Consider the following 21273-nt stretch of genomic DNA (forward strand, 5'->3'; position numbering starts at 1 on the left):
CAACTTGATTCTCCCCGAGTCTGAAAACACTGGTAGGGTAGTACTGCGCTTTGCGGCGAAAATCTTGCTCTCAGCGCAGTTGGTTCGGTATTGGAATCCGATGATCCTCATGTCTAGCGCGGCCGAATAGTCTCATTCGGGAGTAAAAACTTTCCGCGTCAGAATGAAATTAGCCAAGACGAGCAGGTCCTAATATCGCCCGACAAAAGATCATACAGGACAATGTTTGTCCAAATACTCCTTGTGCGCGGGTAACCCGGCCGCCATTTTCGACATGAGCCCGCGAACCTCGCTTAGAATGTTGAGCACTTCTTTAAAGTTAGAACCTTCAATCAGCGGATTGTAGAAGTCCGGCACTATACCCATTCCATCAAAAATGGCATGCCAGCTGGATGATTTGAATAAATCCAGATCGTTGCGATAAATACGGCCTTGTGCTTGATAAAGCGCTATTTTCTCTAATAGCGCCCGTGGCACATCCATCGTTTTATTTTTTTGCCAGAATGGGCTGTCACTGCGGCCACTAATGCAGTAGTGAAGAATGATAAAGTCGCGAATATTTTCGTACTCGATAGCCATACGTCTATTGAACTCGTTGGCGATAGCGAGGCTGCACTGGTTATCGGGGTAGAGTTCAAGAAACGATTCTATCCCTTTCAGCGAAAGATAAATGGCTGTCGACTCGAGCGGTTCAAGAAAACCTCCTGCAAATCCAAGTGCCAGACAGTTTTTATTCCACAATTTTTCCCGGCGTCCAGCCTGGAACTGAAAGTGGCGGAGTGAATCCAGCGCGGGGTTTTGCACTAGTTCTAACAGTTTGTTTTCCGCCTGGCTCGGCGTGCAAAACTCGCTGCTGTAGACATAGCCATTACCCAGGCGGTGGCGCAATGGAATTTCCCAGCGCCAGCCGTTTTCGTGAGCGATGGCTTTTGTATAGGGAGGGATATCACAGCTGTTGTCACTCTGAACAATAACGGCAGAATCACACAAGAGGTAGTTATTCCAGTTTATATACTGAGTGTTTAGTACCCCGCCGATAAGCAATGCGTTGGTGCCAGTGCAATCGATATAAAAATCCCCGGCTAGTCGCCTGCCATCTTTTAATGTAAGCGAATCGATAAAACCGTTATCGTGGAGTGACGCGTCAACCACGGTTTCCATCACGTGTTGAATGCCGAGCGCCTCAGAGAAGCGCTTAAGATACTTTGCAACTTTAACTGCATCAAAATGCAGCGCGTAATTCACCCCGGATAAAAAAGATTCCGGTGTTGCGGCTCCCGGTGAGTAGTAGCGGCCCGCTTCACCGAGTACGGCACTGGGAGCGTACTGCCACATTTGTGCCGGGTCGCCTTGTTTGCGGGCCTTCTGCAAAAACGCAAAAAAGTTATGCCCGTCTATGTCGACGCCAATATTTCCGAATGGATGCCAAAATGCCTCTCCAACCTCGCTCCAGTCGAAAAATTTTGTGCCCAGTTTATAGGTCGCTTGGGTGGCGGCCATAAATTCTTTTTCATCTATTCCCAGGTTGCGTAAAAATTGCATTACCTGCGGTAAGGTAGACTCCCCAACACCAATGATATTGATTTCGGGTGATTCTACGAGGGTAATCCTAACGCCACGATTGTGCAGTATCTTGGCGAGGGACGCGGCGGCGATCCAACCAGCAGTACCTCCGCCCACAACCACAATGTGTTGAATAAATTTATTTTTCATAGTGATAAGTGTCTGCAAATAACCGGGAATTAACTCTAACCTGTCACATATGCATGGCGTTGATATGTGTCAACGGGGAGGGTTACGCGGCAGGGACGGCGTATGTAAAACGATTGTGATGTGTCTCTCGTTACTGCTTGCGAGCTTAGGCTGGTGGCGCTAAGTTTTGTGTGTGGCTTACGGGAATCGCTTTTAGTCTCTGTAAGTCCAGTGTTAAACTTGTGGCCTTTTCGCTGAATATCCACCCAAGTGGCGGCAAATCGCCTAAGAATTGAACACTAAAATTCTTCTAAACAGGGCCCAATTCGTATCATGAATTTGAACTATCTAGACTTTGAGCAACCGATTGCGGTGCTCGAAGGCAAAATCCAGGAGCTTCAGCTGGTTGGCACCGATAACGACCTCAATATTAGTGAGGAAATTGACCGGTTGAAGGAAAAGAGCACCAAGCTCACCGAAAATATTTATTCATCCCTCACGCCCTGGCAAATTGTGCAGGTAGCGCGTCACCCCCAGCGGCCCTATAGTGCAGACTATATTGCACGTATGTTCGACGATTGGGATGAGCTGCACGGAGATCGTCATTTCGGTGACGACAAAGCCATTATCGGTGGTGTTGGCCGTTTAAACGGACGCCCGGTTATGGTTATCGGCGAAGAAAAAGGACGCTCAGTCAAAGAAAAAGTCGAGCGTAATTTTGGTATGCCCAAGCCCGAAGGTTACCGCAAGGCGTTGCGTCTTATGGAAATGGCAGAGCGCTTTAAAATGCCGGTACTGACACTTATCGACACACCGGGGGCCTATCCTGGTATCGACAGTGAAGAGCGCGGTATCAGCGAGTCGATCGCGCAAAACCTGGCTGTGATGTCGCGTCTGCGCACACCGATTATCTGCACAGTCATAGGCGAGGGCTCCTCCGGTGGTGCGTTGGCTATCGGCGTCGGTGACTATCTCAATATGCTGCAGTACTCGACCTACTTTGTGATTTCACCTGAGGGTTGCGCCAATATTATCTGGAAAACCGTAGAAAAAGCGCCATTGGCGGCAGAGGCTATGGGTGTAACGTCCAGCGTGTTGGAAGAGTTGGGTATCGTGGATGAAACCATCGCTGAGCCTCTCGGTGGAGCGCACCGGGATATCGATACTATGGCCGAGAAGCTGAAAACACGTCTCAGTGAGCAGCTCGACCAGCTGGTTGCCGAAGACATGGATTCATTGCTCGAGCGCCGATACAAGCGCCTTATGTCCTACGGTAACGCCGCTTCCTGATTTTGAGCGACCGGCACCGCAATCTGGTGCCGGCTCGCGCAATACTGCGCCCCTTTCGCTATAATCCGCGCTCGTTATTATCGCCGCGCATTTCATGACTTCTTCATCTCCACAGCTCGCTGCAAATGATCTTCTCGCTCACGTACGTACGCAATTTGATGCGTTGTGCGTTGATGACAAACACCGCCTGCAAGGCTTGGTGCGTCATATAGAGAAGCGCCTATCACTACAAAAACCCTGTGATCGGGACCTTGATCGCCTGACGGATCGCCTGGATGCCGCGCTCGCCAGAATTGCTGAACGCACTCGCAATGCGCCGACACCATCGTTTGACGACGCGCTGCCGATTTCAGCCAAAAGGGATGAAATTAAATCGCTGATCGAGGCCAATCAGGTGGTGATACTGGCGGGCGAAACTGGCTCCGGTAAAACCACCCAGTTGCCGAAGATCTGCCTTGAGTTGGGCCGTGGACTGCGCGGCATGATTGGTCATACCCAGCCGCGGCGAATTGCCGCGCGCACGGTGGCCAGTCGCATCGCCGATGAACTCCAGGTACAGCTCGGCAGCGAAGTGGGCTACCAGGTCAGGTTTACCGATCACAGTAATTCAGCAACACATATTAAGCTGATGACTGATGGAATCCTGTTGGCGGAGATCCAACAGGACCCACTGTTGTACAAATACGATACGCTGATTATCGACGAGGCTCACGAGCGCAGCCTGAATATCGACTTTCTGCTGGGTTACCTGAAAGGCGTACTGAAGCAGCGGCCGGATCTAAAGTTGATCGTGACCTCGGCGACGATTGATTTACAAAAATTTGCGGCGCATTTTTCGGATCAAGATGGCAAACCCGCGCCGGTGATTGAAGTTTCTGGTCGGACCTACCCGGTGGAAACCCTTTACCGCCCTTGGGACGACGACTACCAGGATATTAACGAGGCCATAGTTGGCGCGATCGAAGAAATCCTCACCATGCCGCACAAGTCGGATGGCGACATTCTGGTGTTTTTAAGTGGTGAGAGGGAGATCAGGGAGGCGTCTCACGCAATCAAGAAAGCGGATTTTCGCCATCTCGAGATTTTGCCGCTCTATGCGCGCCTGAGTCTCGCGGAACAAAACCGGGTGTTCCAGGCGCACCGCGGGCGGCGCGTGGTGCTTGCAACGAATGTTGCCGAAACCTCGCTGACCGTGCCGGGTATTGGCTATGTGATTGACCCGGGGCGCGCTCGTATCAGCCGATACTCCGTGCGAACCAAAGTGCAGCGATTACCAATAGAGGCGATATCGCAGGCCAGCGCCAACCAGCGCAAAGGGCGCTGTGGCCGCGTGAGTAACGGTGTTTGTATTCGCCTTTACGACGAGGCGGATTTTTTGGGGCGGCCCGAGTTCACCGACCCCGAAATTCAACGCACGAATCTCGCCGCAGTAGTGTTGCAGATGTTGCAGTTACGGATAGGGGATGTGCGCAAATTTGATTTCGTTGATCGGCCTGAAAATCGGCTCATTAATGACGGTTTCAAACTACTGGAAGAAATCCAGGCGGTAGACCGCAAAGGAAAAATCACGGCGCTCGGCCGCCAGCTGTATTCCCTGCCGCTCGACCCGCGTTTCGCGCGAATTATTCTTGCTGGCGCCGAACATAATTGTCTGCGTGAAATCCTGATTATTGTGAGTGGGCTGAGTATTCAAGACCCGCGTGACAGACCGGCGGAAAAGCGCCAGGCGGCTGACGAAAAGCACCGGCGGTTTTGGGACGAAAACTCGGACTTTCTCGGTTTTTATAACCTGTGGAATTATATCGAAGAACAGCGACAGGAGCTCAGCCAGAACCAGCTACAGAAGTTGTGCAAGAAGGAATTTATCAATTATCTGCGGGTGAGAGAATGGCGTGACCTTCATCACCAATTGCGGTTGGCGATTAAAGGCTTGGGGCTGAAAGAAAACGCCGATCCGGCTAACTACGAAAATGTGCATCGCGCGCTGGTTGTTGGTTTGCTTTCCAACCTGGGTTTAAAGCAGGAAGAGGCCGCCAAACCGGGCAATAAAAAAGAGGGTGGGAGGCCGCAGCAGGCGTTCAGTTATCACGGTTCGCGCAATCGCCGCTTTCAAATATTTCCCGGTTCCAGCCAGTTTAAGAAGCGCCCCAAATGGCTCGCTGCAGCGGAGTTCATTGAAACTACGCAGCTCTACGCACACATGGCGGCAAAGGTGGAGCCGCTTTGGGCGCTCGACGCTGCTGAGCACCTGGTAAAGCATCACTATCACGAGCCTTTCTACGACGCCACTCAGGGGCAAGTGATGGCGTACGACAGAATTACCCTTTTTGGTTTGCCGCTGGTAGAAAAGCAGCGGGTGCAATACAGCAAGGTTAACCGGGAGGAATCACGCGAGGTCTTTATTCGCCAGGCCCTGGTCGAAGGCCATTACTGGCGTAACAAGCGGACTAAAAAGGCCGTGGAAACGGCGCGCGTAAACTGGCAAAAAGCCAATCAATATGGTGCTGGTGATCTGGCCAGTATTGACCATTTTTTTGTCTATAACGAAGCGCTGAGTGCGCGCGTTGAAAGCCTTGAAGCCAAATCACGGCGCAGAGATATTTTAGTCGACGACCAAGTGGTGTTTGATTTTTACGATGCCGTTTTACCCGCCGATATCGCGAATCTCGCGAGTTTTGAGCACTGGCGGAAACAGGAAGAGATGACTAACGCGCAGCTGCTTCGTATGGATCAGGAATCCCTGATGTTGCACAGTGCGGGCGATATCACGGGGGCACAGTTCCCGGATGCCATCGAACTTGATGGTGTTACCTTGCCGTTGCGGTACCACTTCGAACCGGGTGATCCAGACGATGGGGTGAGTGTGTGTGTGCCGGTTGATTTCTTACACATGGTTCCAGAGTCCCGCCTGCAGTGGCTGGTACCGGGTTTGTTACGGGAAAAGTGTATTGCGCTGGTTAAAGCATTGCCAAAACCACTGCGTAAACAGCTCGTCCCTGTACCGCAGTTTGTGGATCGCGCCCTTGCACGTCTGGCGCCAGTAAACCAGCCGCTCACTACTGCGCTTGCTGCCGAGTTTCGGCACCTCGCCAATATTGAAATTCCGGATGACGCCTGGCAAACCGGTGAACTGGACCCGTTTTACCGGATGAATATTCAGGTGGTCGATGATCGCGGCGCGGTAATCGATCGCAGCAGAGATATTGTGTCCCTGAAGGAGCAATATCGCTCCCAGGTAAAAAAATCGCTAAGTCAGGCGAACCACGCACTGGAGCGGAATGATATTGCGCAGTGGGATTTTGGTGAATTACCCAGCCAAGTCACTATTCCACGCAACGGCGTGGAGGTGAAAGGTTTTCCTGCGCTAGTGGACATGGCCAACCACGTGAAGCTGACCGTGGTGGACAACCCGCTGGATGCCCGGCGGGAGACCCGTCGTGGCACATTGCGCCTGGCAGCGCTGGAGCTCTCTCAGACGGTAAAATATCTGTCGAAGCAACTGCTCAAAGGGCGAGATCTGGGTTTAGCCGTATTGGACATAGGTACGCGTGACCAGGTGATCGAGGATATTATTTTCGCCGCAATCCAGCGCGCCTGCTTCAACGAGCAGCCGTGGGTGGCCGATCAGCAGGCGTTCAAGGCCAAGTTGGATCACGGAAGGTCGGAGCTGGTAACGATCGCGCAGGAGTATGAGGCGGTTCTTGCCGAGTGTTTGTCCTTGTCCATCAGTATCAAAAAGGCAATGAAGTCCAATAAAAATGCGCTGCTGCTGGCGTTCACTTTTGGCGATATACAGCATCAGTTCCAGCAATTGTTTGCGGCAGGCTTTATGTCAGACACACCCTGGCAGTGGCTGCAACACTATCCGCGTTACCTGCAGGCAATTCTCGTTCGAATGGAAAAAGCGCCGCAGAATCCACAGCGTGATCGGGTTCAATGTGCCGCTTTGGAAACGCACTGGCAGCGACACGAAGACCTGCTCCGAAAAGTAGGTCATGGGCATTACACAAGTAGTCCTGCCTGGCAGGAATATCGTTGGATGATGGAAGAGCTTCGGGTTTCGTTGTTTGCGCAAACGCTAAAAACGCTGATGCCTGTTTCGGACAAGCGACTCAACAACCAGTGGCAAAAAGTACTCACAGAAACGGCGCAATAAATTGTTACAGAGTGTTGCGACCTGATCCTGTGATTACGCGACTTCGTATAGGCTATGCGCAACGTTTTATTAAGGAGAATACCTTGAAAGGTTTCAAACTCAGCTTGGTCGCAATGGTACTCGCGCTTGGCGCATGTGCGTCCAACCCTAAATCGCCCTCAGCCGACGCCACGCCTGCGAATACAGTGAAGGAGGAGGGAACGGCTGGCGCAGTGGTAGCCGAGAACAGTTTCGAGCAGCGGGATAAATTCGAATCGTACAACCGCGCTGTCTTCGCGTTCAATATGCGTTTGGATCGCTGGCTGCTAAAACCGGCAGCGAAAGGCTATAAATGGCTCGCACCGGAGCCTGTCGAAGTGGGCGTAAGCAACTTTTTCAGCAATTTGTCCGAGATCAGTAATGTTGTCAACGATGTGTTGCAATGGAAATGGAAGCAGGCAGGTAACGATACTGGCCGATTTCTAGTAAACACCACTGTTGGAGTGGCTGGTATTTTTGATGTTGCCCGCCATGCAGGTCTGGAAAAGGCGGCAGGTGAGGATTTTGGTCAAACGCTTGCCGTTTGGGGCGTCCCTCAGGGGCCTTATTTTTTACTACCATTTTTGGGGCCGTCGACAGTAACCGCAACCGTTGGCATGCCGGTGGACTGGTACACAAACCCCGTCAGCTATATCGACGATAGTGCAACATCGTGGACAGTAAAAGGGGTCAATATTCTCCAAAGCCGCGCCCAGTTGCTTGAAACCGAAAAATTGGCCAAAGGCGGCGATTTCTATATTTTTGTTCGTGATGCCTATCTGCAAAGGCGCGACTTTTTAGTTAAGGATGGTCAGGTGGAGGATGACTTCGGCGGAGATTTTGGGGGAGAAGAAGAGGGCTTCGACTTTTAGACGAAGTTTCGGAGGAGAGTGGCCCACGAGCGTCGGTACCGCGGATACCGAGGCTTGCCAGCTGCGTGTTGCGAGGTGTCTAGTGCAGCGCGCAGTAATTTGGGGCGAAATTAACGGTTAACGAATTAATTCCTCAATTTCCATTCCAATCAAACAGGGTTTCTCTGTAGTATCTAATTGCGTTTCAACGCGATTGACCAAGGCGATAGCTTCAAGCATTGGGCTGTGGCCGTGCGACGACTGGATAGATATTCTGGCTCGAGTGCCGACGGGTAATGCAGTCGCAAGTTCAACCAGCAGACCCCCGCCGCTAAGATCGCGACATTTTCCTTCAAATCTTTCTCCATCAGCTTCCAATACCATTTGAATCGGCGTATCAACGCGCATGCGAATAAAATTACGTTTTTCCTGATATTCTCGATTGGCAAGGCTCATAGCTGCTCCCTAATGTGATGTTAGCTTCACTAAAGACAGCGTCAGCAAACAACTGTTACCGCACCGCGCCGAATTTAGCGATTTTATGTTGTACAACTTGTTCAACATGTGTGCAAACTTAGCGCAAATTGTGACAATTTGGTAGCTTGCACGAAAAGAAATATCAGAGTAGTGTTTAACGCTCCCCCTCTATTTAATTTATTTCCAACGCTCAGGTGACAGATGTCAGACCGCGACTGGCAATTATTGGTCATTGACGACGATGCAATGATACGGAGCAGTGTCGTGACCTACCTGGAAGGCGCCGGTTTCAAGGTGCACCATAGTCGTGATGGTGCCAGTGGTTGTGAGTGGTTAGCCACTCATCCTGTAGACCTCGTAATTACTGACCTTTGTATGCCCGATGTGGGGGGCCTTTCGATCCTGAGATCGGTCAAACATTGCCATCCGAATTTGCCGGTCATTGTGTTATCTGGTGTTGGTGTGGTGCGTGATGTTGTGGAAGCCTTGCGGCAAGGCGCTGCGGATTACCTGGTCAAACCCCTCGTGGATTTAGAGGTATTGGTCCACTCAGTCAAACGCGTGTTGGAAAGGCAGTCTCTGTTGCATGACAACCAGCGTTATCGGGAAGAGCTGGAAAAGGCCAATCGCGATCTTCGCGAATATGTGCGCTTATTGGAACACGACCAAAAAGCGGGGCGACGGGTTCAAAGTAAACTGCTTCCAGTATCGCCTTTAACAGTAAGCGATATAACGCTTTCCTTCGAAGTTATTCCCTCTCTGTACTTAAGCGGCGATTTTATCGATTACGGTTTCCTGTCTAGGCGCTATCTGGCTTTCTATTTAACCGATGTGTCCGGTCATGGTGCAGCCCCAGCTTTTGTTACTGTATGGTTGAACCAACTGGTGCGCCGTTTATTTCGCGAGCAGCGAATTTTCGATAGTGAAGAATCGTTCAAGCGGGATGCGGCAAGTTTACTGAAGTTGGTTAATCAGGAAGTGATTCGCTCGAAAATTGGCTGTCATCTCACCAGTCTGGTTGGCGTTATTGACACGCAAACCCGAGAAATGCGCTACGTGGTGGCCGGGCATTTACCGCTGCCGGTACTCTTGGTAGGAGACCGTTGTGAGTACCTGTCGGGCAAGGGGAAGCCGCTGGGTTTCTTTGAAGACGGGGAATGGGAAATCAATAGCGTTCAGTTGCCGGAAAACTTTACTCTCGCGGTCTTTTCTGACGGCATTCTCGAAGTGCTGCCGCGGCAGGATTTACTTGCCAAGGAGGCCTACCTCCTGGACCACATTGCTACATCGCATAACCCCACGGCGCGCGATAGTTTTTCCGCAGCTAGTACATTAGATTTGAGCGATAGCTTTGGTCTAAAAAATCTGGAAGCAGTTCCCGATGATATTGCTATATTGAAAATTACAGGTGGAACAGGTTGATTTTTGTGCAACAATTCTCTTTTCACCTGGTCCAACCGGTTATGAGCATTACGGAAACGTGAGCTGGAGCAAATTTCCATATATTTGCGGCGCAACCCCCGTTACAATGGCGCCCCTACGAGCCTCACGCTCAAGGTATGAGAGAGTAGTATGAGTTCTGGTGAAATCAAGGTTGCAGAGCACAACGGTGTTTACGTAATCAAGATGGAAGGCGACGTTCGCCTCACTTTGTGCTTATCGTTCGACGAGTTCATCGAACAGATGTTCGATGCCCCCGACTTTTGTTCTGTGGTATTCGACCTCTCTGATGCCCTTGCCATAGACAGCACTACGCTTGGGCTAATGGCAAAAATTTCGATTAAGGGTCGCGCACTTCACTACGACGATCCGACCGTAGTTTCCAACAACCCCAGTATCACCCGCCTTCTGTCTTCTATGGGGTTTGAAGATATATTCAACATTGTGGACAGTACACAAGCGCTTCGCCAACTTGCCTGTAAGCCAGATAATCCCGTGGTTCTGGATGAAAAGGTCTGCGACGAGCAAAGCGTCCAGGCACGTGTCATCGAAGCGCACAAACTGCTGATGGCGATGAACGCCGCAAATCACGACACCTTCCGCGAGTTAGTGGACACGCTGGAAAACAGCGCCCATCATTAAAACATTCTTTTCCTAGCGAGCTGCCGCCGTTCGATTGGTTGGCGCGCGAAATCAGTTTTTCCATTCTTGATGCGGGTCTCATAAGCGTACATACCAATTCGACGCGACAACTGATACGCTTTAGTCACTTTTTTATTCCCGCCGGTCGTTAGGAAGTGCATCCGGGTATATAGTTAAAGTCTGGGTACACTGTTAAAGAGAGAAAAAAACATGGCTTATCTGCGACACACGCTGAACGGTAATACCGTGTCTGTCTACGAGTTAGCAGATAGAGTCACAATTGGCCGATCACCAGAATGTGCTATCCGTTTAGATGACCCGACAATTTCAGCAAGTCATGCACGCTTAGATAAGCTAGGTAGTGAGTGGTTACTTACCGATACGGATAGTACCAATGGGCTGTTTGTTAGAGGTCGACAAATTACAGATCATAAATTAAACAACGGTGACTTGTTCACTGTTGGTACCCATGATTTCGAGTTCCTCGTCGACTTACCCACCGGTCTTGAGCGAACATTAAAGATAAAAAAGAGCTGGATTCCCGGCATCTACTACACAGAATAAACGCCAGTTATAGACGTGATGCAATCCCTTCCTTTACTCGGCCCACTTAGCAGGCTCAGCTTGCGCGGCTGGGTTTTTGTGCTCGGTGTTTTCATTGCCCTGCTGCCTTGGCAACCCGGGTGGATGCACGCAATCGACCGCGGATTGTTTACCGCGACCAGTTACTTGGTGGATGCACCTAAAGGCGCCTCGCGGATCGGGCTGGTAGAAGTTCCCCCTGAGATCTTTGGCCATTGGCAGGCCGACCTCTACGAAGGCGGTAAGCTTGCGGCTCTGCTGTCCAATGTATTGCATAGTTCAGACGCCACGGTAGGCATACTGCTGGAAGCGCCGCTCGACAATGGCAGCACGCAAATCGATGCTGCACTCGATCGTCTCGCTTCAGGCAACAACAAAGCCGCAGCGCAAGAAGCAGCGGAAATTATTGAACGTAAGCGTTTACTCCTGGATTTGTTGGGCAACTCTCGCGTCGTGATCGGTGTGGAGCAGGGTAGTGCGGTGTTGCCGCGCCCGGTGAGTGAAATTGATGGTGTTCTCGCCAAATTACCGGAAGGGGCGGCTGACTGGTTGTGGCCTATGCATCTTGCTCCAGCAGCTGAACTTGGCTCAGCGGTGCTGCCACAACGGGGTGTGTTTATTGGCCGAGGTGCGCTCCATCCTGCGATTGCGCGCGAGCAGGGCACTCAGTCGCTGCAAGTCTCTTTTTTAGCGGATTTTCTCGCTGCTACTACGGTGGGCGAGCACGCCCGCACGCAGTGGGATCTCGCATGGCAGAGGGACAGGGGGCTGCTGCTAGGTGAGCGCTTACTGCCATTATCGCCGCGCGGCGATTTCCTTGCGTTTAACGCAACAAGCGCGCGTATGCGCCCGCTGATTAACCGCATGTCATTGGAAGAGGGGTTGGCACGGGGCGCGTTTCCAAATTATGTGTTGATTGCGGTTGCTGGCGATCCTGTTGCCCCACAAGTGGCTGCCGCGCTCTACAGTGCCTTACATGGTCATATTGCCGCGACACCCTGGTGGCAGTCTTTTACTGCACCAATCATCACCCTGATGATAACGCTCTTACTGGTATTTGCTCTACCGCGCGTGTCGGCATTTTCTGGCGCAATGACCTGCGCGGTCTTCGGACTGCTGCTACTGCTGTCCCAGACAATTTTAGTGATTACAAAGGGGTGGTGGCTGCCTATAGCTGAACAGCTGGTTTGGACCGCCCTTGGCCTGTGTTTAATTCGTTTGTGGGTCAATTACCACGGGCGTTGGCAGTTGTTAATTCAGCGTGCAGACGAGGCTTGTATCGAGCGTGCAGACGGGCTTATTGAGGTGGGCGATTTGCAGCAGGCGCGTACGCTTCTCGATGAATGTTCAGCAAGCCAGGCGGTACTACAAAAATATTACGATCTCGGTAATGCACATGTTGCAAGACGCCAATATCGCACAGCAATTGATGTGTACCAGGCCCTGGCAAACAGGAAAAAGAATTTTCGCGATACCGAGCAAAAAATCGGTGCTCTGGAGGCTATGGTTGCCACAACAAATAACGTTGGCGTTGGTCAGAGCGAGGTTGAAGCAACTATGGTGCTGTCCCGCGCTCATATTGATCGCCCGGTATTAGGGCGCTACGAAATCCACGAAGAGTTGGGACGCGGCGCAATGGGTATTGTCTATCTGGGTTTCGATCCTCGCATTGCCCGTTATGTTGCGATAAAAACCTTAAATTACGGACAGTTTCAGCCGCGCGAACTGGACAATATCAAAACACGGTTTTTTCGTGAGGCGGAGGCTGCTGGTCGCCTGACCCATCCGAACATCGTCTCCGTTTACGATGTTGGCGAGGAGCGTGACCTGGCGTTTATCGCGATGGATTATGTGGAAGGTAAAGCGCTCAATGCATTTATCGACCCGAATTGCCTGCTGCCGGTGTTCGAGGTTTATCGGATAATCGCCGACGTGGCGACTGCGCTCGAGTATGCGCACGCGAGCAACATTGTCCACCGAGACATCAAGCCTGGAAATATCATTTACAACCCATCCCCGTACCAGGTGAAAGTGACAGACTTTGGTATAGCGCGGTTGATGGATGACTCCAAGACCAGCACAGGCGAAATTCTCGGCAGCCCACTTTATATGTCGCCGGAACAGCTAAAAGGTCGCAAAGTTGACCCTACCGCTGATGTGTTTAGTCTGGGTGTGACTTTTTATCAGTTGCTCTGTGGTTACCTGCCGTTTAGCGGCGACAACCTTGCGAGCCTTACCTACGAAATTATTCACGGTAAACATCGCAGTGTGCGTACGTTACGCCGGGATTTGCCGTCCAGTGCGGCACGCATTACCAACCAGTGTTTACAAAAAGAATCACAAGACCGCTACGAAAGTGCGGGCGAGCTGGCATTGGTGCTCAAAAAGGCGATTAGACGGGATTTCGCCAGTGAAGCCAGGAAGGCCGGATACCTTTAACCTGTTAAGGAGATGAAGCCGATGGCCACTCTGGCACAATTGGTCGACGATGTTGTCGTGCATAAATTCGAAGTCGCATCAACCGATGTGACGCTGGGGCGCCATCCGGAAAATACGGTGACTATTGACGATAGCGCCGTAAGTTCCCATCACGCGAGAATTACGCAAAAAGCCAATGAATATTTTCCAGAATATATCGAATATTTTATCGAGGATTGTGGCAGTACTAACGGTACCTACATTAACGATTTAAGAATTCAGGGCAAAAAACGTTTACACAATAACGATATTGTTAGGCTTGCCTGGAATCGGTTTAAATTCCTTGATGAGAAAGAGTCGGATATGGAAAAAACCGTTCAAATGTTGAATAAAACCATTTGATCGCGTGCCTTTGCAGTACTGGCGTAGATGTGTGAGTTTTCTAATACTTTAAGGGCTTGCATTGCCCTTAGGGCAATGGCGGTACATCCCTGCACCGGCTATTAACTTCGCAATTTTCATTGCCAGGTTAATAAGTACTCCGCCCGTTCTTATCTATAGCGATTAAAAAACGCCGGCAGAGAAATGTGTACTAATTTGTACCATCATCTCTCCCGGCTTTTTGACGGGTCTCGATTACGCTGGTGCAGCCTCTTTATGCTGCTGTGGGGCTTTCTGCGCCGGAGTTTGTGTCGTGTCTATTTCCGGTGCAATCGCAGATGTCGGCTCTGAATCGGTGGGCTCTGGATCGCCGTGTTCGTATTCTGCCAGGAAGCTCAGGAGTTCTTCGCGGTAACGATAGTAATCAGGGTGTTCCAGCAATTGCTTGCGCGTCCGGGGCCGGGGCAAATCGACTTCCATGATTTTGCCAACTTTCGCATTTGGCCCGTTGGTCATCATCACCACCCGGTCGGCAAGTAAAATGGCTTCGTCGACATCGTGGGTGACACAGATCGCTGTTACCTGGGTGCGTTTCCAAACTTCCATTAATACTTCCTGAAGCTCCCAGCGGGTGAGTGAATCGAGCATGCCAAAGGGTTCATCGAGCAGAAGTAATTTGGGAGACAAGGCGAAGGCGCGCGCGATACCGACTCGCTGCTTCATGCCATTGGACAACTCTGCAGCTTTTTTATCCATCGCGTCCGCCAGACCTACGCGAGACAGGTAGTACTCAACTATTTCTTTGCGTTCTTTGCTTGTGCCATGCGGGTATACACGCTCCACACCCAGTTCCACGTTCTGGCGGGCAGTCAACCATGGGAACAAGCTGGGTGCCTGAAAAACCACGCCACGGTCAGGCCCTGCACCAGATACTTCGCGCTCGTCTAATAATATTCCGCCACCAGAAATTTTATTTAATCCTGCGACCATGCTGAGTACGGTGGATTTACCACAGCCGGAGTGGCCGATCAAAGAAATAAATTCACCTTTCCTCATTTTTAGATCGAAGCCGTCCACGACGGTAAGAGGCCCCTTGGGGGTGGGGTAGACTTTGCTTACCGACGAAAACTCGACGTAGCGATCCAATTGTCGGGATAGTGGCTCTGCTGCTTTGCGCGCAGCGTCATTTGGTAAATCATCGCCATCTGGGGCGCTCAAATTTGCTGCAATAGATAGGCTGGATGGGTTCGCCGTATTCGGCTGAATATTCGGCAAATTGAGCGAGTCGTCGCTGGACGCTGCTTCCATGCCGACTTTCATCAAATATTCCGTAATATCTTTACGTAATTTTTTAAAGTCTTCGTTGTGGTTCATTTGCGTGCGATCGCGCGGCCGCGCGATATCGATATGAAATTCCGGGCCAAGTGAGGCACGGGGCCCAGGGTTTAACGGTATTACCCGATCCGCCAACAAAATCGCTTCATCCACATCGTTGGTGATAAGTACTATTGTTTTCTTTTCCTGCTGTGAAATAATTTCAATTTCATCCTGCAGTTTTGATCGAGTTAACGCATCCAGCGCAGACAGGGGCTCATCGAGAAGAATCATCTCTGGCTGCATGGAAAGCGCACGCGCCACAGCGACACGTTGACGCATGCCGCCAGACAGCTCAGCAGGACGGCGGTCGATTGCGTGAGACAGCCCAACCATTTCGATGTAACGCGTGATATGCGCGTGGCGTTTTTTCTTTGGCCATTTTCTAAAAACCTGGTTTACGGCAAGTTCGATGTTGCCGTAAACGGTAAGCCATGGCATCAATGAATAGTTTTGAAAAACAACGCCTCGCTCAGGGCTTGGCGAAGTTACCGGCTGGCCTTTAAAAAGTGCCTCACCACTATCGGGGGTGATGAGACCAGCCATCGTTGAGATAAGTGTGGTCTTACCGCTACCCGAAAATCCCACCAATGCAACAAATTCGCCTTCCTGAATTTGCAGGTTGATGTCACTAAGTACCTCGGTAACATTGTCGCCGGAGCCATAGCTTTTACTTACATTTTTAAACTCAAACAAAGCCATGGGTTTCTCCTAGCGTTTGTCACCAAACGTGAACAGATTTTGTAACGTGAACATAATGCGGTCGAGAAGAAAACCAATAATGCCGATAGTCAGTACTGCAACCATGATGCGCCCCAGTGAATTGGAGCTGCCGTTTTGGAATTCATCCCACACAAATTTGCCGAGGCCTGGATTTTGCGCGAGCATTTCTGCAGCGATCAGTACCATCCAGCCAACGCCCAAGGAAAGACGTAATCCAGTAAATATGAGAGGCAACGACGATGGGATCACCAGTTTTGTTACTTTTGTAAACCAGCCTAGTTGCAATACTTTACCAACGTTCATTAAATCTTTGTCGATAGACGCTACACCAAGCGCGGTGTTGATCAGCGTAGGCCAAAGGGAGCAGAGAGTAACGGTTATTGCGGAATTTAAAAAAGATTTACTAAACCACGCCTCATCGGTAGTTACGTAAGTCGCACTCACGACCATGGTGACAATGGGAAGCCAGGCAAGGGGAGATACGGGTTTAAATATCTGAATGATTGGATTCATCGCGGCATTAAATGTACTGCTTAAACCGCAAAAAATCCCCAGAGGCACCGCGACGATTGTAGCGAATAAAAATCCGGTAAACACGGTTTTAATGCTGGTCCAAATCTGATCCAGGTAGGTAGGTGCTCCGGTATACTCCCGGTATTTAATTTTATCGAGTTTGCCTTGCTCCCGATATTTTTCGTTACGTTTTTCCTGGCGCTCATAAAAAGCCGCTTGTTTTTCTCGCTGGTTCACATGGTCTTGCCACAATCCTGCCGCCTGTTGATAGACTTCAACAGGCCCGGGAATTGTGCCAAGGCTGGTAACTACTTTGCTCGACATCTGTCCCCACAACGCCAGGAAAACAGCGAATGCAACCACCGGTATGCCCATGACCAACCAGAGTTGCTTGAGTTGTTCGCGAGGACTCTCTCCCGATGCCAGGCGAGCCAGCGGAACGAACCAGGTGAGGCCAGCTATTTCCAGGAAATTAATAATTTTGTTCATAACGCATAACACCCAACATATTTAACCGTGTATTCAGGTTTATTTTTGCGCCCAGTGCGACCACAAATGGGCAAGTGTTCGCTTGCCTGTTTTGTGGTGTAAGTGGATACACTGTGCAGAATTGAATGGCAGGGGCAAATTTTTGTTTCTGACTGCCGCGGCCAATGTTGTTTAGGTTCACTCTATACAGAAGCCCGCTGGAAGCCGGTTTTGGCTTGCTACCGCCACGATGTTTGATGTTCGTGGCGGTCGTATTGCCGATATCAGCAGTGTTATTTACTGACGCCCGTAGCTGACACAGTTTGCCCAGTTTTTAAACCAATTTTGAGTTGAGCCAGATATTCGTTTGGCTTGCGGCCGTCGTAAGTAACATTGTCAATAAACTCCGATTGTGGTTTACGATAGCCGTCTGAGCCGAACGGGAAATCCTCTTTTTTCACCTTGCCTTCTGCTATCAGCATTTCTGCCGCCTTCATGTAAATATCGGGGCGATACACTTTTTTGGCGGTGTCGTGGTACCAGCTATCTGGCTTATCGGTAGGAATTTGTCCCCAGCGGCGCATCTGTGTGAGGTACCAGATAGCATCTGAATAGAAGGGATAGGTGGCGTAGTAGCGGTAAAACACATTGAAGTCAGGAACATCTCGCACATCACCTTTTTCGTACTCAAAGGTGCCTGTCATGGAGTTGGCAATCACTTTTTCGTCTGCACCTACATAATTGGGCTTAGACAAAATTTTCACCGCTTCTTCGCGATTCACATTGTTTTTCTCATCCAGCCACTGTGCCGCACGAATAAGTGCCTTTACCACGGCTAGATGTGTATTGGGGTATTTTTCGGCCCAGGCATTGGATACCCCGAATACTTTTTCCGGGTTGTTTTTCCAGATCTCGTAGTCAGTGATAACTGGTACACCTATACCCTTAAATACTGCTTGTTGATTCCAGGGTTCGCCTACACAGTAGCCATAAATAGTGCCAGCTTCCAGAGTGGCGGGCATTTGTGGGGGAGGTGTTACTGAGAGCAGAGTATCGGCAGAGATTTGGCCAACAGTGCCCGATGCGCCAGGGCCATAAAACCCTGGATTAATACCACCTGCAGCAAGCCAGTAGCGCAGCTCATAGTTGTGGGTGGAGACAGGGAATACCATTCCCATGTTAAATGCCTTGCCTTCAGACTTGTATTTGTCTACGACAGGTTTCAGTGCACTCGCACTAATGGGGTGTACAGGTTTGCCGTTTTTCATTGGAATATTGGCTTTCATTTGCTTCCAAATCTCATTGGAAACGGTGATGCCATTACCATTTAAGTCCATGCTAAATGCGGTGATGACATGCGCCTTCGTACCATATCCGATGGTGGCTCCGAGCGGCTGGCCAGCCAGCATGTGGGCGCCATCAAGTTTGCCATCAATGACACCATCCAGCAAAACCTTCCAATTCGCTTGAGCTTCGAGAGTAACAAACAAGCCTTCATCCTCGAAAAAACCTTGTTCGTATGCAATGGCGAGTGGGGCCATATCGGTCAGCTTGATAAAACCAAAGGTGAGTTCATCTTTTTCAAGTTCTAGCTCCTTGGCGGCGACTGACAAGCTAAACACCGAAGCGGCGCTCAGTAACGCGGCGCCTGCAAGACGTTTCCACGTTTTTATGAGTACGGTTGTGTGTCCCATTTTTATATCCCAAAAATAACGATGTGTGATACTCGCGGCTAGAAAACCACAGCTTTTGCCTGCGAGTGCTATAAAAGTGTGCTTCAGTAATTGGTATAGCAGAATTGTTTTTTTGCGTGAAAACGCTAAAGAGGTATTGGCAATTCCCTTGCCAAAAAAGAATTCTATTTAAAACTCTTTAAATTTCAGATATTTAGTGTTTTTGCGATGGGAGTGGGTGAGGCGAGCTGTTGTGTAATTGCACATTATTGGTGATACATGTGCTGCAAAAATGCACACTAGTTTGCGGTTAAAGCGTGAGCATCTACTTTTTTCCGCACAGTTATTATAAATAAATGGTTTAAAGTGGTGCGTTGGCGCTGATTGTATTTTATGCGTAGCCAAAAAAAGCCAGGTCATCTAATGACGACCTGGCTTTATTCAGAATTATTTTTGTAGATTTACGCGACGCTAAACGCGATTCGGCGTTTATCCATGTCTACGCTGTCGACTTTGACTTTAACCACGTCTTCGAGTTTGTATACCTGTCCGCCTACGTCGAGGGTCATACGCTTGGCGTCGAAGGACTTTTCGGTCTTCTTGTCGAACAGAATGAACCCGTCAATACCCTGGGTTTCGAGTCGGGCGCCAAAACCCTGCTGGGTTACTATTCGAATTTTCGCGGAATCTGTTTCGCCTACCAGAGACTCCGCATATTGGCAGATCAACCACTGTTGTAACTCTCGGTCGGCCAGGCGACCGTTATTGAGGTTCTCGCTTAACTTAGTGAGATACTCCTCGTTGGCGTTGCGGAATTTGGCCCCTTCCAGCTCGCTCAGGATCGCCCAGTGATTAAATAAATCGGTAAAACGGCGAATGGGCGAGGTAATGGTTGCGTAGTGTGGCATCCCGATACCCAAGTGACCTTTGGCGTCGAGAGAGAGTTCGCTTGTCGGCATCATTCTGCGCAATGCCGGTAGCAGCGTCGCTTTTTCTTGATCGTTACTTAATTTGTTAACGAGTGTGACGAATCCATCAAGGCTCATGATGTCGTCGTGCTCAATCTGCTCTTCTTTTAGCAGCGCCTTCACTTCGCCTAAGCGGTCCTCTCGAAAACCGGTGTGAGTCGTGAACAATCCCTTCCCGGCTTTCGCGAGAAACTGGCCTGCGCTGTAGTTGGTTGCCAGCATGGCTTCTTCAACAATCTTGTGTGCTTGAGTGCGCTCACGCAGATGCACAGCACAGATCTTGCCCTGTTGATTCACTTCGAATGCGTACTCCGCCTGATCGCTACTCACGATTTGATGCGTTTCGCGGTAGCGGCGGCGGAGATCTGCGAGTTCTGCGAGCTGTTTGAGCATAGTCGCGATCTGTGGCTGAGGATCGTTATCAGTGTATGTGTCGGCGGTACCGTCGAGGAAGGCCCCCACGCGCTGATAATCAAGTTTCCGGCGAGATCGTATTGTTGCTCGGGCGAATTCTGCGTGGGTGATTTCGCCGTCGGTGTTGATGTCCATTCGGCAGCTTAGTACCGGGCGAACCGTGCCTTCCGCGAGTGAAAAACAATGATTAGCGAGTTCTTCCGGCAGCATGGGGATGGTACCACCAAGCAAATACAGGCTTTGGGCGCTGCGATGGCTGCTCTGAGCCAGTGGAGAATGCTGATCGATAAAGCTCGCTGGGTCGGCAATGGCAACATGTAACTGGTAGCGGGCTTGGTCGCTGTCTTCATTAACTGTCAGTGCAACGGCGTCGTCCATATCGCGCGTGGTTTCGGCATCAATGGTAACGAAGGGCACTTCGGTAAAATCGGTACGCTCAGCGCCAAACTGCTCGCTTTTAAAGCTTCGCGCGATATCTTTGGTTTGCTTTTGTGCGGGCTCGCTGTAGCGGGGTTGGAGGTCGTATTTCGCTGAGACGTAAAGGCGTTCGATATGAGGGTCGTTTTCCTGGCCGATATTTTCGAGTATACGGGCTGACGCCTTGCCGTCGTCATAAGGGTGTTGTTGCAGGCGGGCGACCACCATATCACCATCTTTGCAGCGACCGCGGGATTTGGGGGGTAAAAAGATCCAACGGTTGATGGGGGAGCTTTTTAAACCAGGCGCATTTCCAAGCGGGACAACAAAATGTCCTTTTTTTGTGACACGATATTGTCCGAGAAAGCGGCTGAGCGATTGCTCAAGCAGTGACTCAAGGGTTGCCTCCAGTTGGTCTTTGTCATTCTTGGTGAGACTGACTTTCACCTTATCGCCGGGAATAACCCGCTGCATTTTTTCGGGTGACAAAAACGCATCGCGGCCATCTTCCAAGCGGACGAAGCCAAATCGTCCATTAGTACCAGCCACGTGGCCAACACCGTATTCTTTAGCGGCCTGGATATCGGATTTCAGTTGCGATAAGCGCGAGAGGGTATCTTTATCAAGCATTAATGGCGGACCCTTGGATTTTTGAAGGCGGGCATTCTACCAGAATTAACCGCCAGCTGAACTGTGGCTACGGGTGCAAAAGCCACGTTTATGGCTTATAACAGGTTTTTTGGTAAAACGTGAAATAAAGGGTTGAGTCAGTATGG

The 21273-nt window shown here is 50.4% G+C and carries 14 protein-coding genes; 8 read left to right on the forward strand and 6 right to left on the reverse strand.

The window, feature by feature from the left end:
- Window positions 1–210: 210 nt before the first annotated feature.
- On the reverse strand, window positions 211–1713 hold the full coding sequence (locus TERTU_RS04765; protein ID WP_015820148.1) for a tryptophan halogenase family protein: 1503 nt from the start codon (window positions 1711–1713) through the stop codon (window positions 211–213).
- Between the two features lie 312 nt (window positions 1714–2025).
- Here TERTU_RS04765 and TERTU_RS04770 point away from each other — a divergent pair, with 312 nt between their 5' ends.
- From TERTU_RS04770 to TERTU_RS04780, 3 genes are all read left to right on the forward strand, one after another.
- On the forward strand, window positions 2026–2982 hold the full coding sequence (locus TERTU_RS04770) for an acetyl-CoA carboxylase carboxyltransferase subunit alpha (RefSeq protein ID WP_015820549.1): 957 nt from the start codon (window positions 2026–2028) through the stop codon (window positions 2980–2982).
- Window positions 2983–3076: 94 nt separating this feature from the next.
- Window positions 3077–7138: an ATP-dependent RNA helicase HrpA gene (gene hrpA / locus TERTU_RS04775; protein ID WP_015816828.1), complete on the forward strand. Its 4062-nt coding sequence runs from the start codon at window positions 3077–3079 to the stop codon at window positions 7136–7138.
- 83 nt (window positions 7139–7221) lie between these two features.
- The gene (locus tag TERTU_RS04780; RefSeq protein WP_015817904.1) at window positions 7222–8028 is read left to right on the forward strand and encodes an MlaA family lipoprotein; all 807 of its coding nucleotides are present in this window, start codon (window positions 7222–7224) and stop codon (window positions 8026–8028) included.
- Window positions 8029–8145: 117 nt separating this feature from the next.
- On the opposite strand, the gene TERTU_RS04785 is transcribed toward TERTU_RS04780, so the two are convergent.
- A complete protein-coding gene (locus tag TERTU_RS04785; protein ID WP_015818815.1) occupies window positions 8146–8463 on the reverse strand; it encodes a PilZ domain-containing protein in 318 nt (105 codons plus the stop codon).
- Window positions 8464–8685: 222 nt separating this feature from the next.
- Between TERTU_RS04785 and TERTU_RS04790 the strand changes: the two genes are divergently transcribed.
- The 5 genes from TERTU_RS04790 (at window position 8686) to TERTU_RS04810 (ending at window position 13968) form a co-directional block, all read left to right on the forward strand.
- Window positions 8686–9906: a SpoIIE family protein phosphatase gene (locus tag TERTU_RS04790; protein WP_015819257.1), complete on the forward strand. Its 1221-nt coding sequence runs from the start codon at window positions 8686–8688 to the stop codon at window positions 9904–9906.
- 150 nt (window positions 9907–10056) lie between these two features.
- On the forward strand, window positions 10057–10566 hold the full coding sequence (locus TERTU_RS04795; protein ID WP_015819746.1) for an STAS domain-containing protein: 510 nt from the start codon (window positions 10057–10059) through the stop codon (window positions 10564–10566).
- A 210-nt stretch (window positions 10567–10776) separates the two neighbouring features.
- On the forward strand, window positions 10777–11130 hold the full coding sequence (locus tag TERTU_RS04800; protein WP_018015212.1) for an FHA domain-containing protein: 354 nt from the start codon (window positions 10777–10779) through the stop codon (window positions 11128–11130).
- 18 nt (window positions 11131–11148) lie between these two features.
- Complete coding sequence (locus tag TERTU_RS04805; protein ID WP_228378311.1) at window positions 11149–13587, forward strand: serine/threonine-protein kinase; 2439 nt, start codon at window positions 11149–11151, stop codon at window positions 13585–13587.
- 21 nt (window positions 13588–13608) lie between these two features.
- Window positions 13609–13968 (forward strand): FHA domain-containing protein, encoded by a 360-nt coding sequence (locus tag TERTU_RS04810; protein WP_015819605.1) that lies wholly within the window; start codon window positions 13609–13611, stop codon window positions 13966–13968.
- A gap of 234 nt (window positions 13969–14202) precedes the next feature.
- Here the strand turns inward: TERTU_RS04810 and TERTU_RS04815 are convergent, their stop codons facing one another.
- From TERTU_RS04815 to TERTU_RS04835, 4 genes are all read right to left on the reverse strand, one after another.
- Window positions 14203–16023 (reverse strand): ABC transporter ATP-binding protein, encoded by a 1821-nt coding sequence (locus TERTU_RS04815; RefSeq protein ID WP_015817536.1) that lies wholly within the window; start codon window positions 16021–16023, stop codon window positions 14203–14205.
- 9 nt (window positions 16024–16032) lie between these two features.
- Window positions 16033–17046, reverse strand: a complete 1014-nt coding sequence (locus TERTU_RS04820) for an ABC transporter permease (protein WP_015819899.1) — start codon at window positions 17044–17046, stop codon at window positions 16033–16035.
- A 272-nt stretch (window positions 17047–17318) separates the two neighbouring features.
- Window positions 17319–18719, reverse strand: a complete 1401-nt coding sequence (locus TERTU_RS04830; protein ID WP_015817674.1) for a CmpA/NrtA family ABC transporter substrate-binding protein — start codon at window positions 18717–18719, stop codon at window positions 17319–17321.
- 440 nt (window positions 18720–19159) lie between these two features.
- Complete coding sequence (locus tag TERTU_RS04835; RefSeq protein WP_015820160.1) at window positions 19160–21127, reverse strand: VacB/RNase II family 3'-5' exoribonuclease; 1968 nt, start codon at window positions 21125–21127, stop codon at window positions 19160–19162.
- Window positions 21128–21273 lie beyond the last annotated feature (146 nt).

The organism is Teredinibacter turnerae T7901, from assembly GCF_000023025.1.
GTDB lineage: Bacteria > Pseudomonadota > Gammaproteobacteria > Pseudomonadales > Cellvibrionaceae > Teredinibacter > Teredinibacter turnerae_B.

Coding starts and splice junctions, on each gene's coding strand:
- TERTU_RS04765 (WP_015820148.1), bottom strand. CDS start 1,713: ATGAAAAATAAATTTATTCAACACATTGTGGTTGTGGGCGGAGGTACT.
- TERTU_RS04770 (WP_015820549.1), top strand. CDS start 2,026: ATGAATTTGAACTATCTAGACTTTGAGCAACCGATTGCGGTGCTCGAA.
- hrpA (WP_015816828.1), top strand. CDS start 3,077: ATGACTTCTTCATCTCCACAGCTCGCTGCAAATGATCTTCTCGCTCAC.
- TERTU_RS04785 (WP_015818815.1), bottom strand. CDS start 8,463: ATGAGCCTTGCCAATCGAGAATATCAGGAAAAACGTAATTTTATTCGC.
- TERTU_RS04790 (WP_015819257.1), top strand. CDS start 8,686: ATGTCAGACCGCGACTGGCAATTATTGGTCATTGACGACGATGCAATG.
- TERTU_RS04795 (WP_015819746.1), top strand. CDS start 10,057: ATGAGTTCTGGTGAAATCAAGGTTGCAGAGCACAACGGTGTTTACGTA.
- TERTU_RS04800 (WP_018015212.1), top strand. CDS start 10,777: ATGGCTTATCTGCGACACACGCTGAACGGTAATACCGTGTCTGTCTAC.
- TERTU_RS04805 (WP_228378311.1), top strand. CDS start 11,149: ATGCAATCCCTTCCTTTACTCGGCCCACTTAGCAGGCTCAGCTTGCGC.
- TERTU_RS04810 (WP_015819605.1), top strand. CDS start 13,609: ATGGCCACTCTGGCACAATTGGTCGACGATGTTGTCGTGCATAAATTC.
- TERTU_RS04815 (WP_015817536.1), bottom strand. CDS start 16,023: ATGGCTTTGTTTGAGTTTAAAAATGTAAGTAAAAGCTATGGCTCCGGC.
- TERTU_RS04820 (WP_015819899.1), bottom strand. CDS start 17,046: ATGAACAAAATTATTAATTTCCTGGAAATAGCTGGCCTCACCTGGTTC.
- TERTU_RS04830 (WP_015817674.1), bottom strand. CDS start 18,719: ATGGGACACACAACCGTACTCATAAAAACGTGGAAACGTCTTGCAGGC.
- TERTU_RS04835 (WP_015820160.1), bottom strand. CDS start 21,127: ATGCTTGATAAAGATACCCTCTCGCGCTTATCGCAACTGAAATCCGAT.